The organism is Pantoea sp. X-Soil-YNGN-785 (genome assembly GCF_059730585.1).
In genome coordinates, this window is the sequence record NZ_AP035942.1 from 2,214,062 (window position 1) to 2,238,535 (window position 24,474).

General features: G+C 53.8%; 22 protein-coding genes. 11 read left to right on the plus strand and 11 right to left on the minus strand.

All coding sequences use genetic code 11. The features are described 5' to 3' along the window. Positions 1-7: 7 nt before the first annotated feature. Positions 8-757, minus strand: coding sequence for a MipA/OmpV family protein (locus AC6I8E_RS10345; protein ID WP_497823950.1), 750 nt, complete (start codon positions 755-757; stop codon positions 8-10). Between the two features lie 420 nt (positions 758-1,177). Between AC6I8E_RS10345 and yeaG the strand changes: the two genes are divergently transcribed. From yeaG to AC6I8E_RS10375, 6 genes are all read left to right on the plus strand, one after another. After that, the gene (yeaG, locus tag AC6I8E_RS10350; protein ID WP_003852739.1) at positions 1,178-3,112 is read left to right on the plus strand and encodes a protein kinase YeaG; all 1,935 of its coding nucleotides are present in this window, start codon (positions 1,178-1,180) and stop codon (positions 3,110-3,112) included. 89 nt (positions 3,113-3,201) lie between these two features. After that, positions 3,202-4,476: a YeaH/YhbH family protein gene (locus AC6I8E_RS10355; protein WP_110330377.1), complete on the plus strand. Its 1,275-nt coding sequence runs from the start codon at positions 3,202-3,204 to the stop codon at positions 4,474-4,476. Between the two features lie 248 nt (positions 4,477-4,724). Continuing rightward, a complete protein-coding gene (locus AC6I8E_RS10360) occupies positions 4,725-6,452 on the plus strand; it encodes a potassium/proton antiporter (RefSeq protein ID WP_033783277.1) in 1,728 nt (575 codons plus the stop codon). Between the two features lie 78 nt (positions 6,453-6,530). Next, positions 6,531-6,764, plus strand: coding sequence for a DUF1480 family protein (locus tag AC6I8E_RS10365; protein ID WP_013358069.1), 234 nt, complete (start codon positions 6,531-6,533; stop codon positions 6,762-6,764). A 376-nt stretch (positions 6,765-7,140) separates the two neighbouring features. Further along, on the plus strand, positions 7,141-8,607 hold the full coding sequence (wbaP, locus tag AC6I8E_RS10370) for an undecaprenyl-phosphate galactose phosphotransferase WbaP (RefSeq protein ID WP_013358070.1): 1,467 nt from the start codon (positions 7,141-7,143) through the stop codon (positions 8,605-8,607). A gap of 127 nt (positions 8,608-8,734) precedes the next feature. After that, positions 8,735-9,928 (plus strand): multidrug effflux MFS transporter, encoded by a 1,194-nt coding sequence (locus AC6I8E_RS10375; protein ID WP_033783278.1) that lies wholly within the window; start codon positions 8,735-8,737, stop codon positions 9,926-9,928. Here AC6I8E_RS10375 and dadX read toward each other — a convergent pair. Then, positions 9,921-10,991, minus strand: a complete 1,071-nt coding sequence (gene dadX, locus AC6I8E_RS10380; protein ID WP_497823951.1) for a catabolic alanine racemase DadX — start codon at positions 10,989-10,991, stop codon at positions 9,921-9,923. The genes AC6I8E_RS10375 and dadX overlap by 8 nt on opposite strands. Before the next feature lie 19 nt (positions 10,992-11,010). Next, positions 11,011-12,312: a D-amino acid dehydrogenase gene (locus AC6I8E_RS10385; protein ID WP_497823952.1), complete on the minus strand. Its 1,302-nt coding sequence runs from the start codon at positions 12,310-12,312 to the stop codon at positions 11,011-11,013. 504 nt (positions 12,313-12,816) lie between these two features. Here AC6I8E_RS10385 and AC6I8E_RS10390 point away from each other — a divergent pair. Then, positions 12,817-14,352 (plus strand): SpoVR family protein, encoded by a 1,536-nt coding sequence (locus AC6I8E_RS10390; RefSeq protein WP_013358074.1) that lies wholly within the window; start codon positions 12,817-12,819, stop codon positions 14,350-14,352. A gap of 41 nt (positions 14,353-14,393) precedes the next feature. On the opposite strand, the gene fadR is transcribed toward AC6I8E_RS10390, so the two are convergent. Continuing rightward, on the minus strand, positions 14,394-15,113 hold the full coding sequence (gene fadR, locus AC6I8E_RS10395; protein ID WP_013358075.1) for a fatty acid metabolism transcriptional regulator FadR: 720 nt from the start codon (positions 15,111-15,113) through the stop codon (positions 14,394-14,396). A 471-nt stretch (positions 15,114-15,584) separates the two neighbouring features. Here fadR and dsbB point away from each other — a divergent pair, with 471 nt between their 5' ends. Next, a complete protein-coding gene (gene dsbB, locus AC6I8E_RS10400) occupies positions 15,585-16,115 on the plus strand; it encodes a disulfide bond formation protein DsbB (RefSeq protein WP_107319805.1) in 531 nt (176 codons plus the stop codon). 71 nt (positions 16,116-16,186) lie between these two features. Here the strand turns inward: dsbB and ycgN are convergent, their stop codons facing one another. From ycgN to AC6I8E_RS10415, 3 genes are all read right to left on the minus strand, one after another. Next, entirely contained in the window at positions 16,187-16,633 is a 447-nt protein-coding gene (gene ycgN / locus AC6I8E_RS10405; protein WP_013358078.1) for a cysteine cluster protein YcgN, read from the minus strand. A gap of 65 nt (positions 16,634-16,698) precedes the next feature. Then, on the minus strand, positions 16,699-17,358 hold the full coding sequence (locus AC6I8E_RS10410) for a fumarylacetoacetate hydrolase family protein (protein ID WP_013358079.1): 660 nt from the start codon (positions 17,356-17,358) through the stop codon (positions 16,699-16,701). A gap of 317 nt (positions 17,359-17,675) precedes the next feature. Continuing rightward, positions 17,676-17,951: a YcgL domain-containing protein gene (locus AC6I8E_RS10415; RefSeq protein WP_003852719.1), complete on the minus strand. Its 276-nt coding sequence runs from the start codon at positions 17,949-17,951 to the stop codon at positions 17,676-17,678. A 155-nt stretch (positions 17,952-18,106) separates the two neighbouring features. Between AC6I8E_RS10415 and minC the strand changes: the two genes are divergently transcribed. From minC to minE, 3 genes are read left to right on the plus strand one after another with little or no spacing between them, the layout of a single operon-like run. Beyond that, positions 18,107-18,820 carry a septum site-determining protein MinC gene (minC, locus tag AC6I8E_RS10420; RefSeq protein ID WP_013358080.1) on the plus strand — a complete coding sequence of 238 codons (714 nt, stop codon included), beginning with the start codon at positions 18,107-18,109 and terminating at the stop codon, positions 18,818-18,820. 33 nt (positions 18,821-18,853) lie between these two features. Continuing rightward, on the plus strand, positions 18,854-19,666 hold the full coding sequence (minD, locus tag AC6I8E_RS10425) for a septum site-determining protein MinD (protein ID WP_003852716.1): 813 nt from the start codon (positions 18,854-18,856) through the stop codon (positions 19,664-19,666). Positions 19,667-19,669: 3 nt separating this feature from the next. Further along, positions 19,670-19,939, plus strand: coding sequence for a cell division topological specificity factor MinE (gene minE, locus AC6I8E_RS10430; RefSeq protein ID WP_008925314.1), 270 nt, complete (start codon positions 19,670-19,672; stop codon positions 19,937-19,939). A 53-nt stretch (positions 19,940-19,992) separates the two neighbouring features. Here the strand turns inward: minE and rnd are convergent, their stop codons facing one another. The 4 genes from rnd to tsaB form a co-directional block, all read right to left on the minus strand. Next, on the minus strand, positions 19,993-21,114 hold the full coding sequence (gene rnd / locus AC6I8E_RS10435; RefSeq protein ID WP_095707103.1) for a ribonuclease D: 1,122 nt from the start codon (positions 21,112-21,114) through the stop codon (positions 19,993-19,995). 98 nt (positions 21,115-21,212) lie between these two features. After that, on the minus strand, positions 21,213-22,889 hold the full coding sequence (fadD, locus tag AC6I8E_RS10440) for a long-chain-fatty-acid--CoA ligase FadD (RefSeq protein ID WP_497823953.1): 1,677 nt from the start codon (positions 22,887-22,889) through the stop codon (positions 21,213-21,215). Between the two features lie 206 nt (positions 22,890-23,095). Beyond that, positions 23,096-23,692, minus strand: coding sequence for a Slp family lipoprotein (locus AC6I8E_RS10445; RefSeq protein WP_013358084.1), 597 nt, complete (start codon positions 23,690-23,692; stop codon positions 23,096-23,098). A gap of 60 nt (positions 23,693-23,752) precedes the next feature. Further along, complete coding sequence (gene tsaB, locus AC6I8E_RS10450) at positions 23,753-24,451, minus strand: tRNA (adenosine(37)-N6)-threonylcarbamoyltransferase complex dimerization subunit type 1 TsaB (protein WP_013358085.1); 699 nt, start codon at positions 24,449-24,451, stop codon at positions 23,753-23,755. Positions 24,452-24,474 lie beyond the last annotated feature (23 nt).

Consider the following 24,474-nt stretch of genomic DNA (forward strand, 5'->3'; position numbering starts at 1 on the left):
TGCGTTATCAGAAGGTGTAGCTGACACCTGTCCAGATCGTCGTCTGCCCGCTCTTATCAATCATCGGGCTGTCTTTGATTTCGCTGTCGAAGCGGGTGTAACGTCCCACCACGCCAACATTCCACTGCGCTGTAATCTGATAGCTGGCACTCAGCTCAACATAAGGTGACCAGCTGTCGTCCGGATTGTAACGACTGATGCCGGTACGTGCGCTTTCATGCGCGGAAACACCGTAATAATAACGGTTTTGATTGGCGCTATTCCACATGGCACCGATGCCAGGCGTCAGGCTGAAGTCGCCCATCTGGATGGGGTACAGGTAAGTCAGGTCCCAGATTATGCCGTTGCTGTTATTGAGCACGTCGCCCAGCAATGCCGTGCGGACAACCCCCCAGTCGGCGGTGTGGCGATAGGTTGCGCCACCCATCAGCGTCATGCGGCGCTTATCCAGCCCTTTCATATCGCCCAGATCGTTGTCGCTGGGTTTGTACTCCTGCGGTGAGCCCAGCAGCGTCAGCGAGAGCTGATTCTGAGGATCTTTCCAGAGGTAGTAACCGCCCTGCAGGCTGCGGAACCAGAAGTCTTCACCCTCATAATTGATGACCGGAACCGGAAGATAACGGTCCTGTCCGCCACGATAAGGTGAGTCGGCATAGATGACCGATGCCCCTACAGAAAGCGGAGCGGCATTGGCGTGCGCCGCCAGTAAATAACAGGGTAAAAGTGCAACAAGCGTCTTAAATTTGAATTGGTTCACAATTTATTAATTCCATAAATATAACAATCAAACAGGAAGTCTAACGTTTTTTTACGGCTGGATTAACTTATATCGAAATCCTTTAAGCAACCAACAGATGAAAGTGGCATCAAAGGTTAAAAACAAGTTAAGTTAAAGCATCACCCATATGAACTCATCTCACAACTGACCCGAATTAGTCTTGATCTCCCCCTCATTCGCCCAAACCCATGGAGGAAATTTCCTAGAAGCCATCTACAGTTAGAATTAACAGCAGAGATTTTGTACGAGCAGAGTAACCACAAAAGTTGTGTATCCCGATAAAAAAGATCAGGTTGGCATAAGGGTTGCTGTACTCAACAGAGAATATCTTCCGGGAGCTGCTACAAGTCTTAAATTACGCTCCTTACCTGTGCTAAAAACGAAAGGACGGGCATCGCTATGAATATATTCGATCACTATCGTCAGCGTTATGAAGCTGCCAAGGACGAAGAGTTCACACTGCAGGAATTTCTTGCCATCTGTAAGCAGGATCGCAGTGCATACGCCAACGCTGCAGAGCGACTGTTAATGGCTATCGGAGAGCCAGTAATGGTCGACACTGCTCAGGAGCCACGCCTTTCCAGAATATTCTCCAACCGTGTGATGGGACGCTATCCGGCGTTCGAGGAGTTTTACGGCATGGAGGAAGCGATTGAACAGATCGTCTCCTATCTGAAACATGCCGCTCAGGGACTTGAGGAGAAGAAACAGATCCTCTATTTACTGGGTCCGGTGGGTGGCGGTAAATCTTCCCTGGCGGAACGGCTTAAGTCGCTGATGCAGCGGGTGCCCATCTATGTGCTAAGCGCTGACGGTGAACGTAGTCCGGTCAACGATCATCCTCTTTGCCTGTTCAATCCGCAGGAAGACGCGCATATTCTTGAAAAAGAGTATGGCGTGCCGCGCCGTTACCTCGGCACTATCATGTCGCCCTGGGCTGCGAAACGCCTTCACGACTTTGGTGGCGATATTTCGCGGTTCAAAGTCGTAAAAGTCTGGCCGTCGATTCTGGAACAGCTGGCGATCGCCAAAACCGAGCCGGGTGATGAGAACAACCAGGATATCTCTGCGCTGGTGGGTAAAGTGGACATCCGTAAACTGGAAAACCACGCACAAAACGATCCTGATGCCTACGGTTACTCTGGTGCACTCTGCCGCGCGAACCAGGGCATCATGGAATTCGTGGAGATGTTTAAAGCGCCGATTAAGGTGCTGCACCCACTCCTGACAGCAACGCAGGAAGGCAACTACAACGGCACCGAGGGGATTTCGGCGCTGCCGTTTAACGGTATTATTCTGGCGCACTCCAACGAATCAGAGTGGGTGACGTTCCGTAACAATAAGAATAATGAGGCGTTCCTTGACCGTGTTTACATCGTCAAGGTGCCCTACTGCCTGCGGGTCTCTGAAGAGATCAAAATCTACGACAAACTGCTTAATCACAGTGAGCTGGCAACCTCGCCCTGCGCACCGGGTACGCTGGAAACGCTGGCACGTTTCTCTATCCTGTCACGACTCAAGGATCCTGAGAACTCCAGCATCTACTCCAAAATGCGGGTGTACGATGGTGAGAGCCTGAAAGACACTGACCCTAAAGCGAAGTCCTGGCAGGAGTATCACGACTACGCCGGTGTGGATGAAGGCATGAACGGCCTTTCAACCCGTTTTGCCTTTAAAATCCTGTCGCGGGTATTTAACTTCGATCACGCCGAAGTGGCGGCTAACCCGGTGCACCTGTTCTACGTGCTGGAGCAGCAGATTGAGCGCGAGCAGTTCCCGCAGGATCAGGCGGAGAAATACCTTGAGCACCTCAAAGGCTATCTGATTCCTAAATATGCTGAGTTTATTGGCAAAGAGATTCAGACAGCCTATCTGGAATCCTACTCTGAATATGGTCAGAACATTTTTGACCGCTACGTGACCTATGCCGACTTCTGGATTCAGGATCAGGAGTATCGCGATCCCGATACCGGACAGTTGTTTGACCGTGAATCGCTCAACGCGGAACTGGAGAAGATCGAGAAGCCTGCTGGCATCAGTAACCCGAAAGATTTCCGTAACGAGATCGTCAACTTCGTGCTGCGTGCCAGGGCACACAATAACGGCCGCAATCCGAACTGGACCAGTTACGAGAAATTGCGCACCGTGATTGAGAAGAAAATGTTCTCGAATACGGAAGAGTTGCTGCCGGTCATCTCGTTTAATACCAAGACCTCTACCGATGAGCAGAAAAAGCATGATGATTTTGTCGATCGCATGATGGAAAAAGGCTATACCCGCAAACAGGTTCGCCTGCTGTGTGAATGGTATCTGCGTGTGCGTAAATCGTCCTGATAAGAGTCTGTAAGCTTGCCGGTAAGTGATACCGGTCTGACAGGGTCGGGTTCGCCCGGCCTGCTTACAATGTAGTTTGGGGGAATACCATGGCCTATTTCATCGATCGCCGGCTTAACGGCAAAAACAAGAGCGCGGTAAACCGCCAGCGCTTCTTGCGCCGTTATAAGTCGCAAATTAAGCAGTCGATCTCCGAGGCCATCAATAAACGCTCGGTGACTGACGTAAGCAGCGGTGAGTCCGTCTCTATCCCAATTGACGATATCAATGAGCCGATTTTCCATCAGGGGCGCGGCGGTAACCGCCATCGGGTCCATCCGGGCAACGACCATTTTGTGCAGAACGACCGCGTCGAGCGTCCGCAGGGTGGCGGTGGCGGCGGCAGTGGTCAGGGTAATGCCAGTCAGGATGGTGAGGGTCAGGATGAGTTTGTCTTTCAGATATCGAAAGATGAGTATCTTGATTTGCTGTTTGAAGACCTCGCTCTGCCTAACCTGCGTCGCAACCAGCATCGTCAGCTGAATGAGTATAAGACCCACCGGGCCGGTTTCACCTCCAATGGCGTGCCGGCCAATATCAGCGTTGTGCGCTCATTGCAGAACTCGCTGGCGCGTCGTACGGCGATGACAGCAGGTAAACGCCGGATGCTGCATGAACTGGAAGAGACGCTGCAGGAAGTTGAGAACGCTGAACCGGCACAACTGCTGGAGGAGGAGCGGCTGCGCAGAGAGATTGCCGAGTTACGGGCGCGCATTGAACGCGTGCCCTTTATCGACACCTTCGATCTGCGCTACAAAAACTTTGAGAAGCGCCCGGAGCCTTCCAGCCAGGCAGTCATGTTCTGTCTGATGGATGTATCCGGTTCAATGGATCAGGCGACTAAGGATATGGCAAAACGCTTCTATATTCTGCTCTACCTGTTCCTGAGCCGCACCTACAAGAATGTCGATGTGGTTTATATCCGCCATCATACGCAGGCTAAAGAAGTCGATGAACAGGAGTTCTTCTACTCTCAGGAGACCGGCGGCACTATCGTTTCCAGTGCGCTGAAACTGATGGATGAGGTGGTGAAAGAGCGTTATGACCCGGCGCAATGGAACATCTATGCAGCACAGGCCTCGGATGGGGATAACTGGGCTGACGACTCACCGCTTTGCCATGAAATTCTGGCGAAGCACATTCTGCCGGTCGTGCGTTACTACAGTTATATTGAGATTACCCGCCGGGCGCATCAGACCCTGTGGCGCGAGTATGAGCATCTGCAGGCGACGTTTGATAACTTTGCCATTGAACATATTCGCGAGCCGGAAGATATCTATCCGGTGTTCCGATCGCTGTTCCATAAACAGGCAACGGAAGCCTGATGCACTAAGCCGGTTAATCACCGGCTTTTTTTATCTGCCGAATAACCTGCTAAAACAGTCTGTTTTCTCCCGCTTGCCTGCCAACCCCCTCATTCTTCACATTAATCTGATTCCATATGCTGTTAAGCAATTCGTATAATACGCATTTTCACAATGACAACTCCTTGATAAAACATTATCTTTCAGAGATAGCATGGATATTTGTCATCAGTTGCCGCATCGTACTGCCATATCTCAGGAGACCGGGTTTGAACCACACTATTGTCTACAGTCTGTTTATCATCGGTTCCGTGCTGGTCGCATCGAGTATTCTGCTCAGCTCTTTCTCATCCCGGCTGGGTATTCCTATTCTGGTTATCTTCCTCGCACTGGGCATGCTGACCGGTATTGATGGTATTGGCGGCATCGCGTTTGATAACTATCCTGCGGCGTATCTGATTTCAAACCTGGCGCTGGCGATCATCCTGCTGGATGGCGGCATGCGAACTAAGGCCAGCTCGTTTAAAGTTGCGCTGGGGCCTGCGCTGTCGCTGGCAACCGTCGGGGTAATGATTACCGCGGGCTTAACCGGCGTGGTGGCGGCCTGGTTATTTAACCTCGATATGATGCAGGGCTTCCTGATTGGCGCCATTATCGGCTCTACGGACGCCGCCGCCGTCTTCTCTCTGCTGGGTGATAAAGGCCTGAATGAGCGCGTCAGCTCCACGCTGGAGATTGAGTCGGGCAGCAATGACCCGATGGCGGTGTTTCTGACCATCACCCTGATTGAGATGATCGAGCAGGGCCGCAGCGGCCTTGACTGGATGTTCCTGGTGCACCTTGTGCAGCAGTTTGGTCTGGGTATTGTGTTAGGCCTGGGCGGCGGCTGGGCGCTGCAGCAGCTGATTAACCGCATCAGTCTGGCCCCAGGGCTTTATCCGCTGCTGGCGCTGAGCGGTGGCATTCTGGTGTTCGCCCTGACCACGGTGTTAGAGGGCAGTGGTATCCTTGCGGTCTATCTGTGCGGCTTTTTACTGGGCAACAGCCCGATCCGCAACCGACACGGCATTCTGCAAACCTTTGATGGGATGGCATGGCTGAGCCAGATTGGCATGTTCATTGTGCTGGGGCTGCTGGTGACGCCCTCTGATTTGTGGCATATCGCGGTGCCGGCGATGATCCTCTCGCTATGGCTGATTCTGGTAGCGCGCCCGTTATCGGTGTTTATTGGGCTGCTGCCGTTCCGAAGCTTCACCACGCGCGAACGCTTTTTTATCAGCTGGGTCGGCTTGCGCGGTGCGGTGCCGATTATCCTCGCGGTCTTCCCGATGATGGCCGGATTAGAGAACGCCTCGCTCTATTTTAATATCGCCTTCTTCGTGGTGCTGGTCTCCCTGATGTTGCAGGGCACCTCGTTGGGCTTTGCGGCGAAAAAAGCCAAAGTGGTGGTGCCGCCGACCGCCTCGCCGATCAGCCGTGTCGGCCTGGATATTCATCCGGAAAATCCGTGGGAGCAGTTTGTTTATCAGCTCAGCGCTGACAAGTGGTGCGTGGGTGCCGCACTGCGTGACCTGCAGATGCCGCGTGAGACCCGCATCGCCGCCCTGTTCCGTGACAATGTGCTGATGCACCCCAATGGCGGGACACGGCTGAAAGAGAACGACGTCATCTGCGTGATAGGTCGTGAGCGCGATCTTCCGGCGCTGGGCAAGATGTTCAGCCAGTCACCGCCGGTTTCGCTCGATCAGCGCTTCTTTGGTGACTTTATTCTGGATGCAGAGGCCCGCCTGCGCGACGTTGCGCAGATTTACGGACTCGAGCTGGATGAGAGCACTAACGATCAGCAGTCACTGGGGCAACTGGTGCTGGCAATGCTGGGCGGCTCGCCGGTCGTCGGCGATCAGGTGGAGTGGAATCAGCTGACCTGGACCGTCGCAGAGAAAGAGGATAACCGCATCGTGAAGATTGGTGTCCGTCCGGCTGAAGAGAAGGAATAATCCTAATCATTCAGCCACGTTATTTTCTCTCAGTGCGCTAAGCTTAACTGTCTATGCCAGTTAAAACGGGAGAAATGAATGGGACACGTGGTTAAAATTGGTCGTTATGAGATTGTAGATGCCGATCTTGACAGTGAGAACGCCGACACCGTCAGTATCCCCTGTCACACCAATCCCGGCTTAATTACCCAACTCGATGGCTGGGATCGTGATACCAGCGTACCGGCCTGGATTGACGGGGAGCCAGTGAATCTGCAGATTGGCCACTATGATAAACAGCAGGACCGCTGGATTTTAAAGAAACCTGCCTGAGCCACTATCACTACCGCCAGTCATATGATTTGGCGGTAATTCCTAAAAAGCGTCTTAAACAGTTTGGTTATAATCGACCCCTTCCTTATTTTATTCAATAAAAACCTGCAGTTAGCGATTTAAAACTTTAATCACTTTTGATGTTTTCAGATTTTTTCCGTATTAACTCTGTCAAATAACTCCTGCATACTCATTCTCAATGCTGCAACATTTCGTGAGTACCATCACGCTTTAATCGTTACCTTTTTTGCAGCTGCACTGGCTGTACTGACTGCAACAGACTGAAAATTATTTTTTAATTTTTCAGAGGCCCACTCCTGAGCGCGTATTTGATTCTGATCAGGCCATCTTTTACTTGAGAAAGAGAGCAGGTTTTATGGCAAGTACATTGATAATGAATAGCCCGAGCCGCTCGTGGAGCGGAACGCGTAAAAATATCATCGTGAAATTCGCCCTGAGTTTTTCCGATCTGATTGCACTTAACCTGGCGCTGTTTTTATCTGCCGCGACAATACAGGGTATTTGGGGCGAGCTGGATACCTTTATTCCACCGCATCAGATTGAATATCGTTTTGTGGCGCAGTTTATTATGTCAGTTATGTGTACCGGCTGGTTCTGGGTACGACTGCGCCATTATACCTATCGCAAACCCTTCTGGTTTGAGCTGAAAGAGATCGTTAAAACATTATTTGTTTTCTCGCTGCTCGACCTGGCGCTTATCGCCTTCTCTAAATGGGACTTCTCCCGCATGGTGTGGGTCTTCAGCTGGACATATGCCCTGCTGCTGCTGCCGCTGATGCGCGCTCTGGTTAAACGTGCCATTAACAAGGCGGGCCAGTGGCAGAAAGAGACCATCATTATCGGTTCCGGCCGCAACGCCACTGAAGCGTATGCGGCGCTACAGAGTGAAGAGATCCTGGGCTACAACGTGCAGGCCTTTATCTCGGTGGATGATGTTCCGGCTCAGCAGAGCGTGAATGGTGTGCCAGTGATCACCTGGAAAGATATTAACTGGCAGACCATTGACCGTGACAACGTGCAGTTTATTGTTGCTATGGAATATGAGCAGCAGCCGATGCGCGATCGCTGGCTGAAGTTCCTGTCGAAGATGAACTGCCGGTCAGTTTCGGTGATCCCGACGCTGCGCGGCGTGCCACTTTACGGCACGGACATGTCTTTCATCTTCAGTCATGAAGTGATGATCCTGCGCGTCAGTAATAACCTGGCGAAACACTCTTCCCGTTTCATGAAGCGTGCCTTTGATATTGTCGTCGCGTCGATGCTGCTGCTGTTCCTTGGCCCAATCTTCGCCCTGCTCTGCTATATGGTGAAGCGTGACGGCGGGAATGCAATTTATGGTCACGAGCGTGTGGGCCAGAATGGCAAAAAATTCAAATGTCTGAAATTCCGTTCCATGGTGACCAATTCCAAAGAGGTGCTGGAGAAATTGCTGGCGACCAGTGAAGAGGCCCGGATGGAGTGGGACAAAGATTTCAAACTGAAGAATGACCCGCGCGTGACCCGGATTGGCAGCTTCCTGCGTAAAACCAGCCTCGACGAATTGCCGCAGCTGTGGAACGTGATTCGTGGTGAGATGAGTCTGGTCGGCCCGCGTCCGGTCATCGAAGCTGAACTGGAGCGTTATGCCGGTGACGTCGACTACTACCTGATGGCCAAGCCAGGCATGACCGGCCTCTGGCAGGTCAGCGGACGTAACGATATCGACTATGATACCCGCGTCTATTTTGACTCCTGGTATGTTAAAAACTGGGCGCTCTGGACCGATATCGCGATCCTGTTCAAAACCGCAGGCGTGGTGCTACGCCGCGACGGTGCTTACTAAGAAAGACCCTGCGATGCCTGTTTACAGCAGGCATCGCACTTTCCGCACGACTTCCTCTATCTTTTTTGCCTCTGAATCATTACCCTCTGCGCTCGTTTTTTAACAGAACGTTTACCCTCTGGTTGTTATGCAAAAATTTACTCTGCTGTTATTAAGCCTGGTGCTGCTGGCACCTTTAGGCATCGATCTCTATTTGCCCACGCTGCCGCAAATCGCAGAAGGGCTGGATACGCCGGTCTCACTGGTACAGACCACCATTCCCCTGTTTCTGCTGGTGATGGGACTGGGACAACTGGTGACCGGTCCGCTGGTGGACAACTATGGCCGTAAGCCGATTGCCCTGCTGGGGCTGGGGCTCTACATCACCGGCAGCGCCATCGCCGCTACCGCGACCTCATTCCCGCTGTTTGTCGTGGCCCGTCTGGTGCAGGGCTGTGGCGTCTGCTGCAGCGCGGTAGTTGCCTTTAGCGGCGTGCGTGACCGACTCAGCGGTGATGATGCCGCCCGCGCCTATGGCTTCCTGAACGGTGCGTTAAATATCGTTCCAGCCCTGGCCCCGCTGCTGGGCGGACTGCTGGCCAGCGCCTTCGACTGGCGCGCCCCCTTCTGGTTCCTCTGCGCCTATGGCGTGCTGATTACGCTGCTGGTGATTATCTGGCTGCCGGAAACACGTCCGGCGAATACGCTGCGGGTGAAAGGCTTGCCGATTAAGCAGTACGCTGAAATCCTGCGTCAGCCGCGCTTCCTGGCCTTCGCCTTTGCCAATGCCGGTGCGCTGGGTATGGTGCTGACCTATGTGTCGCTGGCACCGCAGGTGTTAATGACCGAAGGCGGGCTGACGCCGATCCAGTTCTCCTTTGCGTTTGGCGCTAACGGTTTCTGGATCATGTTTGTCAGCATGTTCGTGAATAAAGCGATTCGTAAAGCGGGTCGACCATTCTGTCTGGCGATGGGATTTTTCACCATGCTGCTGGGCGCGGTGCTGCTGATGGCAGGGATGCAGATTTTCCCGGCAGAGATGCAGACGCACTGGGCGCTCTACATGTTCCCGGTCGCCGTGTCGGTGGCAGGACTGGCCTTTACGGTGGGGCCGGCCACCAGCTATGCGCTGGAGCCCTATCAGCAACAGGCGGGCGTGGCGTCCGCCCTGCAGGGCTTTATTCAGATGGCCGGTGGTGCGGCAGGCAGCCTGGTGATCGTCGCGCTGCCGGTGGCGGAGAAGCTGTCGCTGAGTCTGATGATGCTGCTGGGTGCAGCGCTGGCCTTTATCGCCTGGCGCTGCAGCAGAAAGATGCGCGGTAGCCTGACCGCGCTTAAATAACCGTGACCGGGACGCGGGGTGCCAGCGCGCACATCAGCTCGTACCCTACCGTTCCGGCCGCTTTTGCCACCTGATCGATTTTCACCTGCTCCCCCCACAGCTCAACAGATGAGCCGATGCCCGCCTGCGGACAGGGGGTTAAATCCACCGTAATCATATCCATTGAAACCGCGCCAACCACCTGTGTCATCACGCCATCGACGCAGACCGGCGTGCCGGTCGGGGCATGGCGCGGATAGCCATCGGCGTACCCACAGGCTACGACGCCAATCCGCTGCGCTGTGCTGGCGTGATAACGGTAGCCGTAACCGACGCCATCGCCCGCCTGTAACTGCTGAACCGCAATAATCTCACTGCTCAGGGTCATCACTGGCTTCAGGCCGCTGCCGGCAATGTCCTGCCAGTCACCGCTGGGCGACGCGCCGTACAGAATAATACCGGGCCGGACCCAGTCAAAATGCGCTTCAGGATGCCATAAGGTGCAGGCGGAATTCGAAAGCGACCGTGGGCAGTTCAGCCCCTCTGCCGCCTGCTCAACACGCTGCAGCGGTGCAATCAGGCCCTGCGGATTTTCGGCATCGGCAAAATGGGCCATCAGCGTCATCTCACCGACATTGCTCAGCGCCCGCAATTTCTGCCAGGCGCCAGAAACCTGCTCCGGGCGAAAGCCCAGCCGGTTCATGCCGCTGTTCATTTTGAGATAGATATCAACCGGCGCAGAGAGGCTGGCACTGGCCATCGCTTTGATTTGCCAGTTACTGTGTACGCTGGTCGTCAGGCGATAGCGGTCAATCAGCTGCAGATCCTCTGGCTGGAAAAAGCCCTCCAGCAGCAGAATCGGTTTTTTCCAGCCCTGCTCGCGCAGCAGAATGGCTTCTTCCATATTAAGCAGCGCAAAGCCGTCGGTGGCAGATAACGCTTCGCGTACGCGATCAATGCCATGGCCATAAGCATTGGCTTTCACCACTGACCAGACGCGGGATGCGGGTGCCGCCTGGCGAACAACAGTCAGGTTATGACGAAGCGCCTGCTGGTTAATGGTAGCGACAATCGGACGTGACATCCTTTCTCTCCCTGAATACTTAACGAGTTGCGTTGGCGTTACGCAGCGGCGATGAGGTCGCCGCGAAACCGGGTAAGTAGCGGAACACCGCTAAGTCATCCGCCGCAATGGCTGGCTTTTTACCGGAGATGAGATCGGCCAGCAACTGACCAGAACCACACGCCATCGTCCAGCCCAGCGTACCGTGACCGGTATTAAGATAAAGATTTGAGAGTGGCGTGGCACCGACAATCGGCGTACCGTCCGGCGTCATCGGACGCAGACCGGTCCAGAAACTCGCCTGCGCGAGATGACCGCCTTCAGGATAGAGATCACTGACCACCATCTCCAGCGTTTCCCGCCGCGCTTCGGTGAGTCTGGTGTTAAAACCAACAATTTCCGCCATCCCGCCGACGCGGATACGATCGTCAAACCGGGTCACCGCCACTTTGTAGGTCTCATCCAGAATCGTCGAAACCGGGGCAGCCTCAGGATTTTTAATCGGAATAGTGAGTGAGTAGCCTTTCAGCGGATAGACCGGAATATCAATGACGTTTTTCAGCAGTGCGGTCGAGTAGGAACCAAAGGCCACTACATAGCTGTCTGCCTTGATGATTTCCTCGCCGCACTTCACACCATAAATGCGATTGCCATCGCGCAGCAGGTGATCGACCGGGGTGTTAAAGCGGAAAACCACGCCCGCCTCTTCGGCCATTTTTGCCAGCCGCTGCGTAAAGAGCTGGCAGTCACCGGTTTCATCGTTAGGCAGGCGCAGTCCGCCAGTGAGTTTATGCTGGGTTGCCGCCAGCGCTGGTTCCACGCGAGACAGCTCATGCGCCTCCAGCAGCTCATAGGGCACGCCCGCGTCGCGCAGTACCGCAATATCTTTACTGGCGCTGTCGAACTGCTGCTGCGTGCGGAAAAGCTGCAATGTGCCGCCCTGACGACCCTCATAGGCGATGCCGGTCTCAGCGCGCAACGCTTTCAGACAGTCACGACTGTATTCGGCAATCCGCACCATGCGGCTTTTGTTCTGCTGATAGTGGTTGATGTCGCAGTTGCGCAGCATGTGCCACATCCACTCCAGCTGGAAACTGCTGCCATCAAGCCGGATAGCCAGCGGCGCGTGGCGCTGGAACATCCACTTCACCGCTTTCAGCGGCACGCCAGGCGCCGCCCAGGGTGCGGCATACCCCGGTGAGATTTGACCCGCATTGCCTGCGCTGGTCTCCATCGCGGCAGCGGGCTGACGATCGATGACGGTAACCTGATGTCCGGCATGCGCCAGATACCAGGCGCTTGCCACGCCAACCACACCACTTCCAAGAATGACTACGTGCATAGCTCCCCCACCCGGCATATAAAAGCATAATTCACTGTTCAGCAGATGATAGTCAGCGGATTTACACAGCGGACACCACCCCATAAATTCAGCATCTATTTCACATCTTTTTCACTTTTCAGGTAACTAAAATCTTGTCGCACGGCCAATTTCAGCGCTTTATGCGCCTTAATCCATAAACACAGAAATAAATGACAACGAAAGCAGTTAAATCTGCGCATGGCAGGAGAATCATTCAACCCCATACATTCTGCTTATAAATAGGATGATATTCCGCGCTTTGAAATAACGTTCGAATTAAAGGCTATTAAATTCTCTGCCGCACCTCTCTTAATGATTTTGTGCCAAAGAATTCGTTTGAGTTCGCATTTCGGATAAGCGACAGTGGGCTATCATTGTTGTGTTCGCTCAGTTTTTTTCGGGTTCCCTTTTTCAGGATGAAGCCTTAAATAACCAGAACGGGTTGTCTTTCGGGTCAGCCGGTTTGCAAAAAAGAGGTGCGCTATGACGACAATCTTTGACGAAGCCATCAGAGACAGCAAACGACTCAATGACGGACCAGACTGGACATTCGAACTGCTTGATGTCTATTTAGCAGAGATAGACCGGGTTGCTAAACTCTACCGGCTTGATACCTACCCGCACCAGATTGAAGTGATTACCTCAGAACAGATGATGGATGCCTATTCCAGCGTTGGCATGCCCATTAACTATTCACACTGGTCATTCGGTAAAAAGTTTATCGAGACCGAGCAGCGCTATAAGCATGGTCAGCAGGGTCTGGCCTATGAAATCGTTATCAACTCCAACCCCTGCATCGCCTATCTGATGGAAGAGAACACCATGACCATGCAGGCGCTGGTGATGGCACATGCCTGCTATGGTCATAACTCCTTCTTCAAAAATAACTATCTGTTCCGCAGCTGGACCGATGCTGGCTCGATTGTCGATTACCTGCTGTTCGCCAAAAACTATATCAGTGACTGCGAAGAGCGTTATGGCGTCGAAGAGGTCGAGCGACTGCTCGACTCCTGCCATGCCCTGATGAATTATGGCGTCGATCGCTATAAACGCCCGCAGAAAATCTCCCTTCAGGAGGAGAAGGCGCGGCAGAAAAGCCGTGAAGAGTATCTGCAGAGCCAGGTGAATACGCTATGGCGAACGCTGCCACGGCGTGAGAAAGAGACAGTGGCTTTTGAAGCGGCACGCTACCCTTCTGAGCCGCAGGAAAACCTGCTCTATTTTATGGAAAAAAATGCCCCGCTGCTGGAGTCCTGGCAGCGTGAGATCCTGCGCATTGTGCGCAAGGTGAGCCAGTATTTCTATCCGCAGAAGCAGACGCAAGTCATGAACGAAGGCTGGGCGACGTTCTGGCACTACACCATCCTTAATCACCTGTACGATGAAGGCAAAGTGTCGGAACGTTTTATGATGGAGTTCCTGCACAGTCACACCAACGTCGTCTATCAGCCGCCCTATAACAGTCAGTGGTACAACGGCATAAACCCTTATGCGTTAGGGTTTGCGATGATGCAGGATATCAAGCGGATCTGTCAGTCACCGACTGAAGAAGATCGCTATTGGTTCCCGGATATCGCCGGCTCCGACTGGCTGGAAACGCTGCATTTTGCGATGCGTGAGTTTAAGGATGAAAGTTTTATCAGCCAGTTCCTGTCGCCGAAAGTGATGCGTGATTTCCGTCTCTTCACCGTACTGGATGATGACCGCAACAACTATCTGGAGATCGCCGCTATCCACGATGAGGCAGGCTATCGCGCCATTCGGCAGCAGCTCTCTGCACAGTACAACCTGAGTAATCTTGAGCCTAATATTCAGGTCTACAACGTCGATCTGCGTGGCGATCGTTCACTGACTCTGCGCTATGTGCCACAGAGCCGTACGCCGCTCGATAAGAGTCGTCGCGAGGTGCTGAAGCATGTACATCGTCTGTGGGGATTTGATGTGATCCTGGAACAGCAGAACGAAGATGGCAGCGTCGAATTGCTGGATCGTAATCCGCCACGCGGTTCATCGCTCTGATGGGCTAAAAACAAAAAACCGGACGCGATGTCCGGTTTTTTTTATCGTTTATTGCCGAGGTCGTCTGGCAGGTTCTTCTGCATGCTGTGCCAGATTTCGCCGCTGCGGCGGCCATAGTTGCGCACCACCTCTACAATCTCATCCTGTCCTGGCTCTTTGTCGCACAAGGCCAGAAGAGTCAGATAGAAATCCCGCGCAACCTGGCGCGCTTCCGCACTGGAAAAGTAGTGACGACCCACTCGGGTATAGAGGCCTTTCAGGCCGTTGAGAATCAGACCGTAAATCGGATTGCCTGATGCAAATGCCAGACCGCGAAACACCCGGTAGTCGAGCTCGGTATAAGCATCCGCCTGATCGGCCGCGGCACTTACCGTTTCCAGCACTTCACGCGCTTTGTCCGGATGATGGCGCAGCGCACGGCTGATAAAAATCGATGAAATGTTGCTGCGGACTGACAGCAGGTTGTCAATCAGCACCGGCACACTGTCGTGATCGAGGCGGGCGAGCGTTTCCAGAATATTAAGGCCGGAGGTCTCCCAGAAATCGTTCACGCGCGTCGGTTTGCCGTGCTGAATCGTCAGCCAGCCGTCACGTGCCAGACGCTGCAGCACTTCACGCAATGTGGTGCGCGTTACCCCAATCAATTCAGAAAGCTCACGCTCAGCAGGAAGAATCGATCCGGGCGGAAAGCGACTGTTCCAGATGCTTTCAATAATATACTCTTCAGCAAATCCCGCTGGACTCTGAGCCTTTATAACCATAGCAATGTGTTCTCGTTGCTTTTCTAATCATGATGGGGACTCATCATACCAGACGCCCTATAGCGGATATAGCCTGCGTAACCATTAAAACCGGGCGCGGGCGCATATTTCAGACTGGCTGACGGCGAACGCTGCTGTTATAAGACGATGGCCGGATGCACGCTTTTCTGCGCCGGAACATTCAGTCTCAAAAGCAGCAGAAAATCATCCTGAAAGCACAGTATGCGGGTTCCGGATGGCCTGCACTTGCCGTTTCGCTTTCTGCCAATTGCAGCCGGGTTTTTCTCAACGTCGACATCCTGGCGCTGTTAACTGAGCAGGCATCAGCTGGAAGACCTCCGCTTATCCTCCTGTAACCTGCTCTGGATCAGAATCAGGTCATGTTTGCACACGATTTTTCCCTGTCCCTGGCTGGTTTGCCCGCGCTTTTGGTTTACACTGCGTGGCATTAACGTTTACAGGGAATGCAATATGTTGCGATATCTGAATCAATGTTCTCGTGGTCGGGGAGCCTGGTTATTACTGGCACTGACGGCGCTTGCACTGGAATTGACGGCACTCTTCTTTCAGCACGTGATGGGATTAAAGCCCTGCGTGATGTGTATTTATGAACGTAATGCGCTGTTTGGTGTGCTGGGCGCGGGTCTGGTCGGTGTGATTGCGCCGAAATCACCGCTGCGTCTGGGCGCTCTGGCATTATGGATCTACAGTGCCTGGGAGGGCCTGCGTCTCTCTTATGAACATACGATGATTCAGTTGCATCCAAACCCGTTTACGACCTGTGATTTTGCTGCCCGTTTTCCCAGCGGGTTACCGCTTGATAAGTGGCTGCCGTCGGTGTTTCTGGCCAGCGGCGACTGTGCAGAACGCAGCTGGACTTTCCTGACACTCAGCATGCCGCAGTGGATGATTGGGGTGTTTGCTGGTTATCTGCTGGTCGCCGTGCTGGTACTGATTGCTCAGCCTTTCAAACCTAAGCGTCGCGATCTCTTTGGTCGCTGACACGAAACGTGCTGAGATCGAAAAAGGCTGCCACTGGCAGCCTTTTTACGTTTCAGATGATACCGTGGCGTTTAGCCGTTACGATCGGGGCGATCAATAATATGATCTTCCCAGTCCCGCACTTCACTCTCCCGCACCGCAATATAACGCACCGAAATTCGCTGCGCATGCATCGCGGTTTTCGAACCGGCCCGCAGCGGATGCCAGACTGGCAATCCTTTGCCCTCCCCCAGCAACCGATAGGCGCAGGTGCGCGGCAGCCAGTTGAAGGTGGTCAGATTTTCACGCGTCAGCTTGATGCAATCCTCTTCTAATTCAAAGCGGCGCTCATAGTTACGGCACTGGCAGGTTTTAATATTGAGCTGATTGCAGGCGACGTTAGTGAAGTAAATCTCATCCGTGTCAGCGTCCTGCAACTTGTTCAGGCAACACTGGCCACAACCATCACACAAGGATTCCCATTCCTCATCGCTCATTTGTGCCAGGCGTTTTTGTTGCCAGAAAGGGGTGTCAGTCATGATGATTTGTCCGGGTTGTGCCTGAAACGCACCTTATAAAGCCTATGCTGCGGTGATGCAAGTTTTTAGAGTACGCGCGTGCTGATGCCGTGACCCGCCAGCGACACTTCCAGCTTGTCACCCGAGCGCATTGGACCCACACCCTCAGGTGTCCCGGTCAGAATGACATCGCCTGCACGCAGCGTAAAATAGTGGCTCATATGGGCAATCAGCGGCAGAATTTTGTGAATCATATCGGCGGTGTTGCCGTGCTGACGCACTTCTCCGTTTACCACCAGCTTTAGCTCGACATTCTGTGGATCATCACTGAATTCGGCTACCGGGATGAAACCGGAGATGGGACAGGCGTTATCAAAGCCTTTTGATTTTTCCCATGGCTGGCCCGCTTTTTTCAGCCCGGACTGCAGGTCACGCAGCGTCAGATCCAGCGCCACGCCATAGCCTGCAATCGCTTTAGCCACGTGTTCTTCACTCGCCTGTTTCAGCGTTGCACCAATCAACACCGCCAGTTCGACTTCGTGATGAACTTCGCCAAAAGCGTCGGGAATGGAGAGCGGCTGGCGCAAATCACACAGCGCCGTTTCCGGTTTGATAAAGATTACCGGCTCGGTTGGCGTCGCACTGCCCATCTCTTTAATGTGTTTTGCATAATTACTGCCGACGCAAACCACTTTGCTGACCGGAAAATCTAACAGAGCGCCTTGCCAGTTATGATGCTGATACATGCTCATCCCCTGTTCAGGTTAGGTGTAATGCCAGCGCGGCTGGCGGATTGATGTTTGCTGATGCATTGATCGAAATGCCAGCAACAGAGCGTGATAATAAGATCCTTTTAACCATCCGGGGTGCGGAATTTGTCAAAAAGCGTAAACGATGCCCCTGGCATGCTGAATAATCGTACAAATAAGGTGTGAAAATGTGGACTGGGTATTTAAACAGGGGTGAAACAGATAAGCTGCGCCGTTAATTTTGCGCAGCTTCAGAGCAATATTAACCCTGCAGTATCGCACCAACAGGATTTATATTTACAGAAGAATCCGAGTTAAACTTTTTTATCGGCCTCTAAATGAATTTTTAGCAGACTTTCAATCGGCGGTGGAAGCTGTAAATAATAACCCTGCTCGCTCAATCCCTGCTTAACTTTATTGATATCCGCATTAGCCAGCCTGTCGCGGCCCGCCAGCTTTAGCACCATCGCCAGCTGCGGCTTGCCAAATCCTTTCAGCAATTCTTCCGGAACGCGCGAGAAATCGTCCTTTTTTTCAACATAGAGATAAGTCTGGTCACGTAACGGGCTTCTGTAGATCACACAAAACATATTTTTTACTCGAATTAACCGGCGTTGAGGCTTGTCTGAATATAGCTGTAACTATAACATGCTTGCAGAACTTCGAATATTCACCGTTAGCGCTTCAGCGATGATTTTATCATCGTCAGGTTAACGGTAGTGAAAACAGGACTGAGTCGGGACAGATGTCGCAAACGCCAATCGAATTCAAAGGTAGCAGTTTCACCCTGTCTGTCGTTCATTTGCATCACCATGACCCTGCGGTGATTCGCAAGGCACTCCAGGACAAGATTGACCAGGCTCCCGATTTCCTGAAAAACGCCCCGGTGGTGCTTAACGTCGCTACATTGAGTGCCGATGTTAACTGGAAACAGCTGCAGCAGGCGATTCTTGCTACCGGCTTGCGCATTGTCGGCGTAAGCGGCTGCAAAGATGAAGCACTGAAACGCATGATCGTGCGTGCAGGGCTGCCGGTACTGGCAGAAGGCAAAGAGGCCAGGCCGCGCGCCGAAGCACCGCAGCCGGCCCCCACTCCTGAACCGCAGCCGGTTGTAACCGAGACGGCAGCAGCGAAAACCCGCATCGTGAATACGCCGGTGCGCTCAGGCCAGCAGATTTATGCGCGTGACGCCGACTTAATTATCACCAGCAGCGTCAGTGCCGGGGCCGAACTGGTCGCCGATGGCAACATTCATATTTACGGCATGATGCGCGGTCGCGCCCTGGCAGGTGCCAGCGGCGATCGTAACTGCCAGATTTTCTGTACTAACCTGGCGGCCGAGCTGGTCTCGATTGCCGGGGAGTACTGGATCATGGATCAGATCCCACAAGAATTTTTTGGTAAAGCCGCGCGCCTGTGCCTGCAGGATGGCGCGCTGACTATCCAGACACTTAATTAGGCCCCTTTTCTTTTGTTAAGGAAATCAACATTTATGGCACGCATTATTGTAGTTACATCCGGTAAAGGGGGCGTTGGTAAGACCACGTCAAGCGCGGCCATCGCCACCGGTTTAGCGCAGAAAGGCAAAAAGACGGTCGTTATCGACTTTGATATCGGTCTGCGTAACCTGGATTTGATCATGGGCTGTGAGCGCCGTGTGGTCTACGACTTCGTTAACGTTATCCAAGGCGATGCCACGCTCAACCAGGCGCTGATTCGCGACAAACGCACTGAGCAGCTCTACATTCTGCCTGCATCGCAGACCCGCGATAAAGATGCGCTGACCCGTGAAGGTGTTGAGAAAGTCCTGAACGATTTAGCCGCAATGGAGTTCGATTTCATCGTCTGCGATTCACCGGCAGGGATTGAAACGGGCGCACTGATGGCGCTCTACTTTGCTGATGAAGCCATCATCACCACCAACCCGGAAGTCTCTTCTGTCCGCGACTCCGACCGCATCCTCGGCATCATCTCCTCTAAATCCCGCCGCGCTGAAAACAGTCAGGACCCGGTGAAGGAGCATCTGCTGCTGACCCGTTATAACCCTGGCCGGGTAAACCGTGGCGATATGCTGAGCATGGAAGATGTGCTGGAAATTCTGCGCATTCCTCTGGTCGGCGTGATCCCTGAAGATCAATCGGTGTTACGTGCCTCTAACCAGGGCGAGCCGGTGATTCTTGACGGCGAATCTGATGCTGGCAAAGCCTATGCCGATACCGTTGAACGGTTACTCGGTGAAGTACGCCCCTTCCGCTTTATCGAAGAAGAGAAGAAGGGTTTCCTGAAACGCCTGTTCGGGGGATAAACCATGGCATTACTTGATTTCTTTTTATCCCGGAAGAAGAACACTGCCAACATAGCCAAGGAACGGCTGCAGATTATCGTGGCAGAACGGAGAAGGGGCGACAGTGAGCCCCACTATCTTCCGCAACTTAAGCGCGACATTCTGGAAGTGATTTGCAGATATGTGAAGATCGATCCGGAAATGGTCACGGTACAGCTCGATCAGAAAGGTGATGACATCTCGATTCTGGAGCTGAACGTCACGCTGCCGGAAACGGATGAAGTGACTAAATGACGCTGACCGTTTCCTGAATTTCCCCTGCGCAGTGGCAGGGGAAATTTAACCGGTTAACAACCCGCAAGAATCTCCTCAATGCCGGGTTTCAGCAGTTCGCCCCGCCATCCGGTAAGTAGCTCCGGCTGACGTCCCTGTGGCTTCAGGCCCCAGTGCAGGCTTAACACCTGATTAATCTGACGTCGTGACGCCAGTAACTCCTGACTGAATCCGCTCTGCTCGCTCACCTGCTGTACCAGCGCCTTCATTGCCTTAAACACCTGCTTGTAGTGCGGATGGTCGATCAGATTGCCCAGCGGAGCCGGCAGTTCATTCTCATCAAGCGCCTCTGCTTCAGCTACCAGCGCCACCAGCGTTTTGCCATGGAAACGGATTTCGTGGCCTGACAGCCCCAGATGATCCAGCTCACCCAGAGAGCCAGGCATAAAGCGCGCCACTTTCCACAGATGCTCTTCGCGCACCACAAAATTAACCGCCATATCCTTTTCACGCGCCAGCTTCAGACGCCAGGCCGCCAGCCGTTGCAGTGCCGCCAGCTGACGCGGACGTAGTTGCCAGGCGTTGGTGATATCCCGCCAGGCTTCATCCGGTGCCACACTGTCGAGACGGCGCTGACACAGGTTATCGCACTCACTGAGTGCCGCCGCCATGTTGCCGGCCTCTTCCGTGTTGAACATCAGCTGACGGGCAATCGGCAGCAGATAGTGAACGTCCGCTGCCGCATACTCGCACTGACGCTGGGTCAGAGGGCGAGCCAGCCAGTCGGTACGTGATTCACTTTTATCCAGCTCGACCTGCGTGAAATGCGCCACCATGGAAGCAAAGCCCCAGGAGAGAGGCTGGCCGGAGAAGGCTGCCAGAATCTGGGTGTCGATCATCGGCGTCGGCAGCACGCCGAAACGATGCAGAAAGACTTCCAGATCTTCTCCCCCGGCATGCAGGAATTTAGTCACGCTGGTGTCGGTCAGCAGGGCAATAAAGGGTGACCAGTCACGGATATTCAGCGGGTCAATCAGCACCAGCTGGTGATCGTCGAACAGCTGGATCAGGCCAAGCTGAGGGTAGTAGGTGCGGGTGCGGACGAATTCGGTGTCCAGTGCTACCGCTGCATGCTGGCGGGCTTTCTGGCACACGTCAGCCAGTTGTTCATCCTGGTCAATAAGGGAATAGTTCACGTCTGATTTCCACCGCAGCCAACAACGCGCGGCGCTCCATGTTAAACACAATAAAAACGCCGGACATGCCGGCGTTCAACCTCAATTCTTATACAGATTCAGTTCGCGCCGGGCTTCGCCTCGTCGCGCAGCTCACGCCGCAGGATCTTGCCCACATTGGTTTTCGGTAGCTCATCACGGAACTCAATGATTTTTGGCACCTTGTAACCGGTCAGCTGGCGTCGACAGTGATCGAGCACCTCTTCTTTGGTCAGCGACGCCTCTTTTTTCACGATGCAGACTTTTACTGCTTCACCTGACAGATCGCTGGGTACGCCAATTGCCGCGGCTTCTCGCACTTTCGGGTGCTGCATCAGCACATCTTCGATCTCATTCGGATAGACATTAAAGCCTGAGACCAGAATCATATCTTTTTTGCGGTCTACGATGCGAATAAACCCTTCCTCGTCAACGGTAACAATATCACCGCTGTGGAGCCAGCCATTTTTCAGCACTTCCGCTGTCGCTTGCGGATGCTGCCAGTAGCCCAGCATCACCTGCGGGCCGCTGATACAGAGTTCGCCCGGTTCCCCCGGCGGCACTTCGTTTCCGGCATCATCCAGAATGCGTACGTCGGTTGAAGGAACCGGCAGGCCGATACTGCCCGTGTGACAGTTGATGTCATACGGATTGACGGATACCAGCGGCGAACATTCGGTCAGGCCGTAGCCTTCCAGCAGATAGTGTCCGGTAAGCTTTTCCCAGCGCTCAGCTACCACTTTCTGCACCGCCATTCCGCCACCCGCAGAGAGACGCAGCGTTGAAAAATCGAGTTTATTGAACTGCTCATCGTTGAGCAGCGCGTTAAACAGCGTGTTCACGCCGGTAATCGCTGTAAACGGCACTTTACCCAGCTCCTTAACGAAGCCGGGAATATCGCGGGGATTGGTGATCAGCAGATTCTGGCCGCCAAGCTCCAGGAAGAGCAGGCCATTCACGGTTAAAGCGAAGATGTGATAAAGCGGCAGCGCGGTGACCACAAATTCTTTTCCGTCACGCAGCACTTTGCCATAGGTCGCGCGCGTCTGCTCCAGGTTCGCCTGCATGTTGCGATGGGTCAGCATCGCCCCTTTCGCCACGCCGGTGGTGCCACCGGTGTATTGCAGGAAGGCGAGATCGTCATTCGAGACCGTCGGTCGCTGATAATTGAGCGTGGCACCCACTTCCAGTACCTGGCGAAACGAAATGGCGCCCGGCAAATGGTATTTCGGCACCAGCTTCTTCACATACTTAACGATAAAGTTAACCAGTGTGGCTTTTATCGGTGCCAGCTGATCGCCCATCCGGGTCAGGATGACATGCCGCACAGCGGTTTCCACCACCACTTTTTCCAGCGTATGCGCAAAATTTGAGACGATCACGACGGCGCTGGCTCCACTGTCATTGAGCTGATGCTTCAGCTCACGCGGCGTGTAGAGCGGATTCACGTTGACCACCACCATACCGGCACGCAGCACACCAAACAGGGCCACCGGATACTGCAGTAAGTTAGGCATCATCAGCGCCACCCGGTCACCTGCTTTCAGGCCCAGCTGGTGCTGGAGATAAGCAGCAAAGGCACGGCTCTTCTCTTCCAGCTGACGATAACTCATCTTCTGACCCATGTTCAGGAACGCGGGTTGATCGGCGTAGCGTTTTGCGGCCTGCTCAAACAGATCCACCAGCGAGGTGTAACGATCTGCACTTATTTCGGCAGGCACATCTGCCGGGTAGCGTTTCAGCCAAACCTTATTCAAGGATCCACCCCGATAATTATGTTGTATTTCCATCGCTGCCTCAGCCAATCTGGTTTGTTAACAATATTTTAACTGATTGTACCAGTTTGCCTGTTTCGGCATGTTGAGGTTGCGAAGTGCATCACTAAATTTCGTGCCGGGAAAACAGGCCAATAAAAAGCCCGGTAGCGAGCACCGCGACCGGGCTGGATAAATCATGTTTACACTTATTCGGTCAGGATGGTCTGCACCTCTGAGGGTCCGGTGTTGACCATTCCCCAGTAGGGATTAGGTCCCCAGTATCCGCCGCGATGACGGGTCGGACCATACCAGATCCAGGGATCCATCGGCTGTGGCGGTGCTGTTACCTGCTGGGCAATCCGCCAGCGCTGATAACCGCGCACATCGATGACCGCAAATTTGTAATCGGCCTCACCAATTTTACCCTGCTCCGTGCCCTTCAGCGTACCCAGTACGGTAACGTACTGGTTTCTGACATCCACCGGATCAACAAAACCGTGAATGTCAGCATAAATCCGGCCAACCGAGGCCGCACCCAGACGCGGTCTGGCGCTCTCATCCAGCGGCTGTGCCGCAATCTCAAGCCGGGTTTTGCCGTTCAGGTTAGTGACATTCACCACCTTGCCGCCAAAGCGCGATTCCTGCCCGACAAAGAGCGAGGGATCGCTCATCACCCGCAACAGATCCTGCTGCGGCTGAGGTGAGCTGCCCTGCAGCGTGTCAGGAATGGAAACACAGCCGGTTAACGCCAGCACACAGGTCAGCAGAAGACCTGAAAGCCCTTTACCACACATTGACGACATAGACGTTCTCCCGTTAGGTAAAGACTTAGACTGGACGTATAACAATAAGTTGCGTGGATTTTACCGGCCAGGTAATTTTTTCCAGGCAACTTCATTCCGCAGATAGGTCGGCTCCGCCGTCTCCGGCAGCAGCGTATTGCCCTGCGCCAGCGCCAGACTCGCCAGTGGCAGCATATCCTGAGCGGTGGGCAGTGTAACGTCGCTGGCGTTCAGGGTCAGATCGTGTCCCTGCTGCAAGGCTGGATAGGCCTGCCAGCCGGTGCCGGCGGTCATCCAGTCGCCAGAAAGCGCCTGCATCCGGGCGAGTGCTGCCTCGGGTGACAGCACGCTTTCACTGGCCTCACCCTGCCAGGCACCCTGCTCATCACGCTGATATTCGGCCCAGTAAACCTCACCCATCCGCGCATCGATAGCGGTTAACACCCGGGTTGCCCCATGCAGACGCCAGGCCCCTTCCGCCAGCGTCGCCAGAGTGGAAACGGCGATCATCGGCAGTGATGCGCCCAGTGCCAGTCCCTGCGCAATACCAATACCGATCCGCACGCCGGTAAAACTGCCAGGACCCCGGCCAAAGGCGAGCGCATCCAGCTCGGTCAGCTCCAGCTGCTGCGCCAGCAGCAGCTCCTCGACCAGCGGCAGAATACGCTGCGTATGATCGCGCGGAGCAATCTCGAATCGGGCATCAATCTGTTGCTGATTCAGCAAGGCGGCTGAACAGGCTTCTGTCGCCGTATCCAGCGCTAAAATTCGGGCTGACATGACTACCTCAGAAGAAAGAAAAC

Coding starts and splice junctions, on each gene's coding strand:
- yeaG (WP_003852739.1), top strand. CDS start 1,178: ATGAATATATTCGATCACTATCGTCAGCGTTATGAAGCTGCCAAGGAC.
- ycgN (WP_013358078.1), bottom strand. CDS start 16,633: ATGACTGACACCCCTTTCTGGCAACAAAAACGCCTGGCACAAATGAGC.
- AC6I8E_RS10410 (WP_013358079.1), bottom strand. CDS start 17,358: ATGTATCAGCATCATAACTGGCAAGGCGCTCTGTTAGATTTTCCGGTC.
- tsaB (WP_013358085.1), bottom strand. CDS start 24,451: ATGTCAGCCCGAATTTTAGCGCTGGATACGGCGACAGAAGCCTGTTCA.
- dadX (WP_497823951.1), bottom strand. CDS start 10,991: ATGTCACGTCCGATTGTCGCTACCATTAACCAGCAGGCGCTTCGTCAT.
- AC6I8E_RS10390 (WP_013358074.1), top strand. CDS start 12,817: ATGACGACAATCTTTGACGAAGCCATCAGAGACAGCAAACGACTCAAT.
- minD (WP_003852716.1), top strand. CDS start 18,854: ATGGCACGCATTATTGTAGTTACATCCGGTAAAGGGGGCGTTGGTAAG.
- AC6I8E_RS10385 (WP_497823952.1), bottom strand. CDS start 12,312: ATGCACGTAGTCATTCTTGGAAGTGGTGTGGTTGGCGTGGCAAGCGCC.
- minC (WP_013358080.1), top strand. CDS start 18,107: ATGTCGCAAACGCCAATCGAATTCAAAGGTAGCAGTTTCACCCTGTCT.
- fadR (WP_013358075.1), bottom strand. CDS start 15,113: ATGGTTATAAAGGCTCAGAGTCCAGCGGGATTTGCTGAAGAGTATATT.
- minE (WP_008925314.1), top strand. CDS start 19,670: ATGGCATTACTTGATTTCTTTTTATCCCGGAAGAAGAACACTGCCAAC.
- AC6I8E_RS10355 (WP_110330377.1), top strand. CDS start 3,202: ATGGCCTATTTCATCGATCGCCGGCTTAACGGCAAAAACAAGAGCGCG.
- AC6I8E_RS10445 (WP_013358084.1), bottom strand. CDS start 23,692: ATGTCGTCAATGTGTGGTAAAGGGCTTTCAGGTCTTCTGCTGACCTGT.
- wbaP (WP_013358070.1), top strand. CDS start 7,141: ATGGCAAGTACATTGATAATGAATAGCCCGAGCCGCTCGTGGAGCGGA.
- AC6I8E_RS10375 (WP_033783278.1), top strand. CDS start 8,735: ATGCAAAAATTTACTCTGCTGTTATTAAGCCTGGTGCTGCTGGCACCT.
- AC6I8E_RS10415 (WP_003852719.1), bottom strand. CDS start 17,951: ATGTTTTGTGTGATCTACAGAAGCCCGTTACGTGACCAGACTTATCTC.
- AC6I8E_RS10365 (WP_013358069.1), top strand. CDS start 6,531: ATGGGACACGTGGTTAAAATTGGTCGTTATGAGATTGTAGATGCCGAT.
- dsbB (WP_107319805.1), top strand. CDS start 15,585: ATGTTGCGATATCTGAATCAATGTTCTCGTGGTCGGGGAGCCTGGTTA.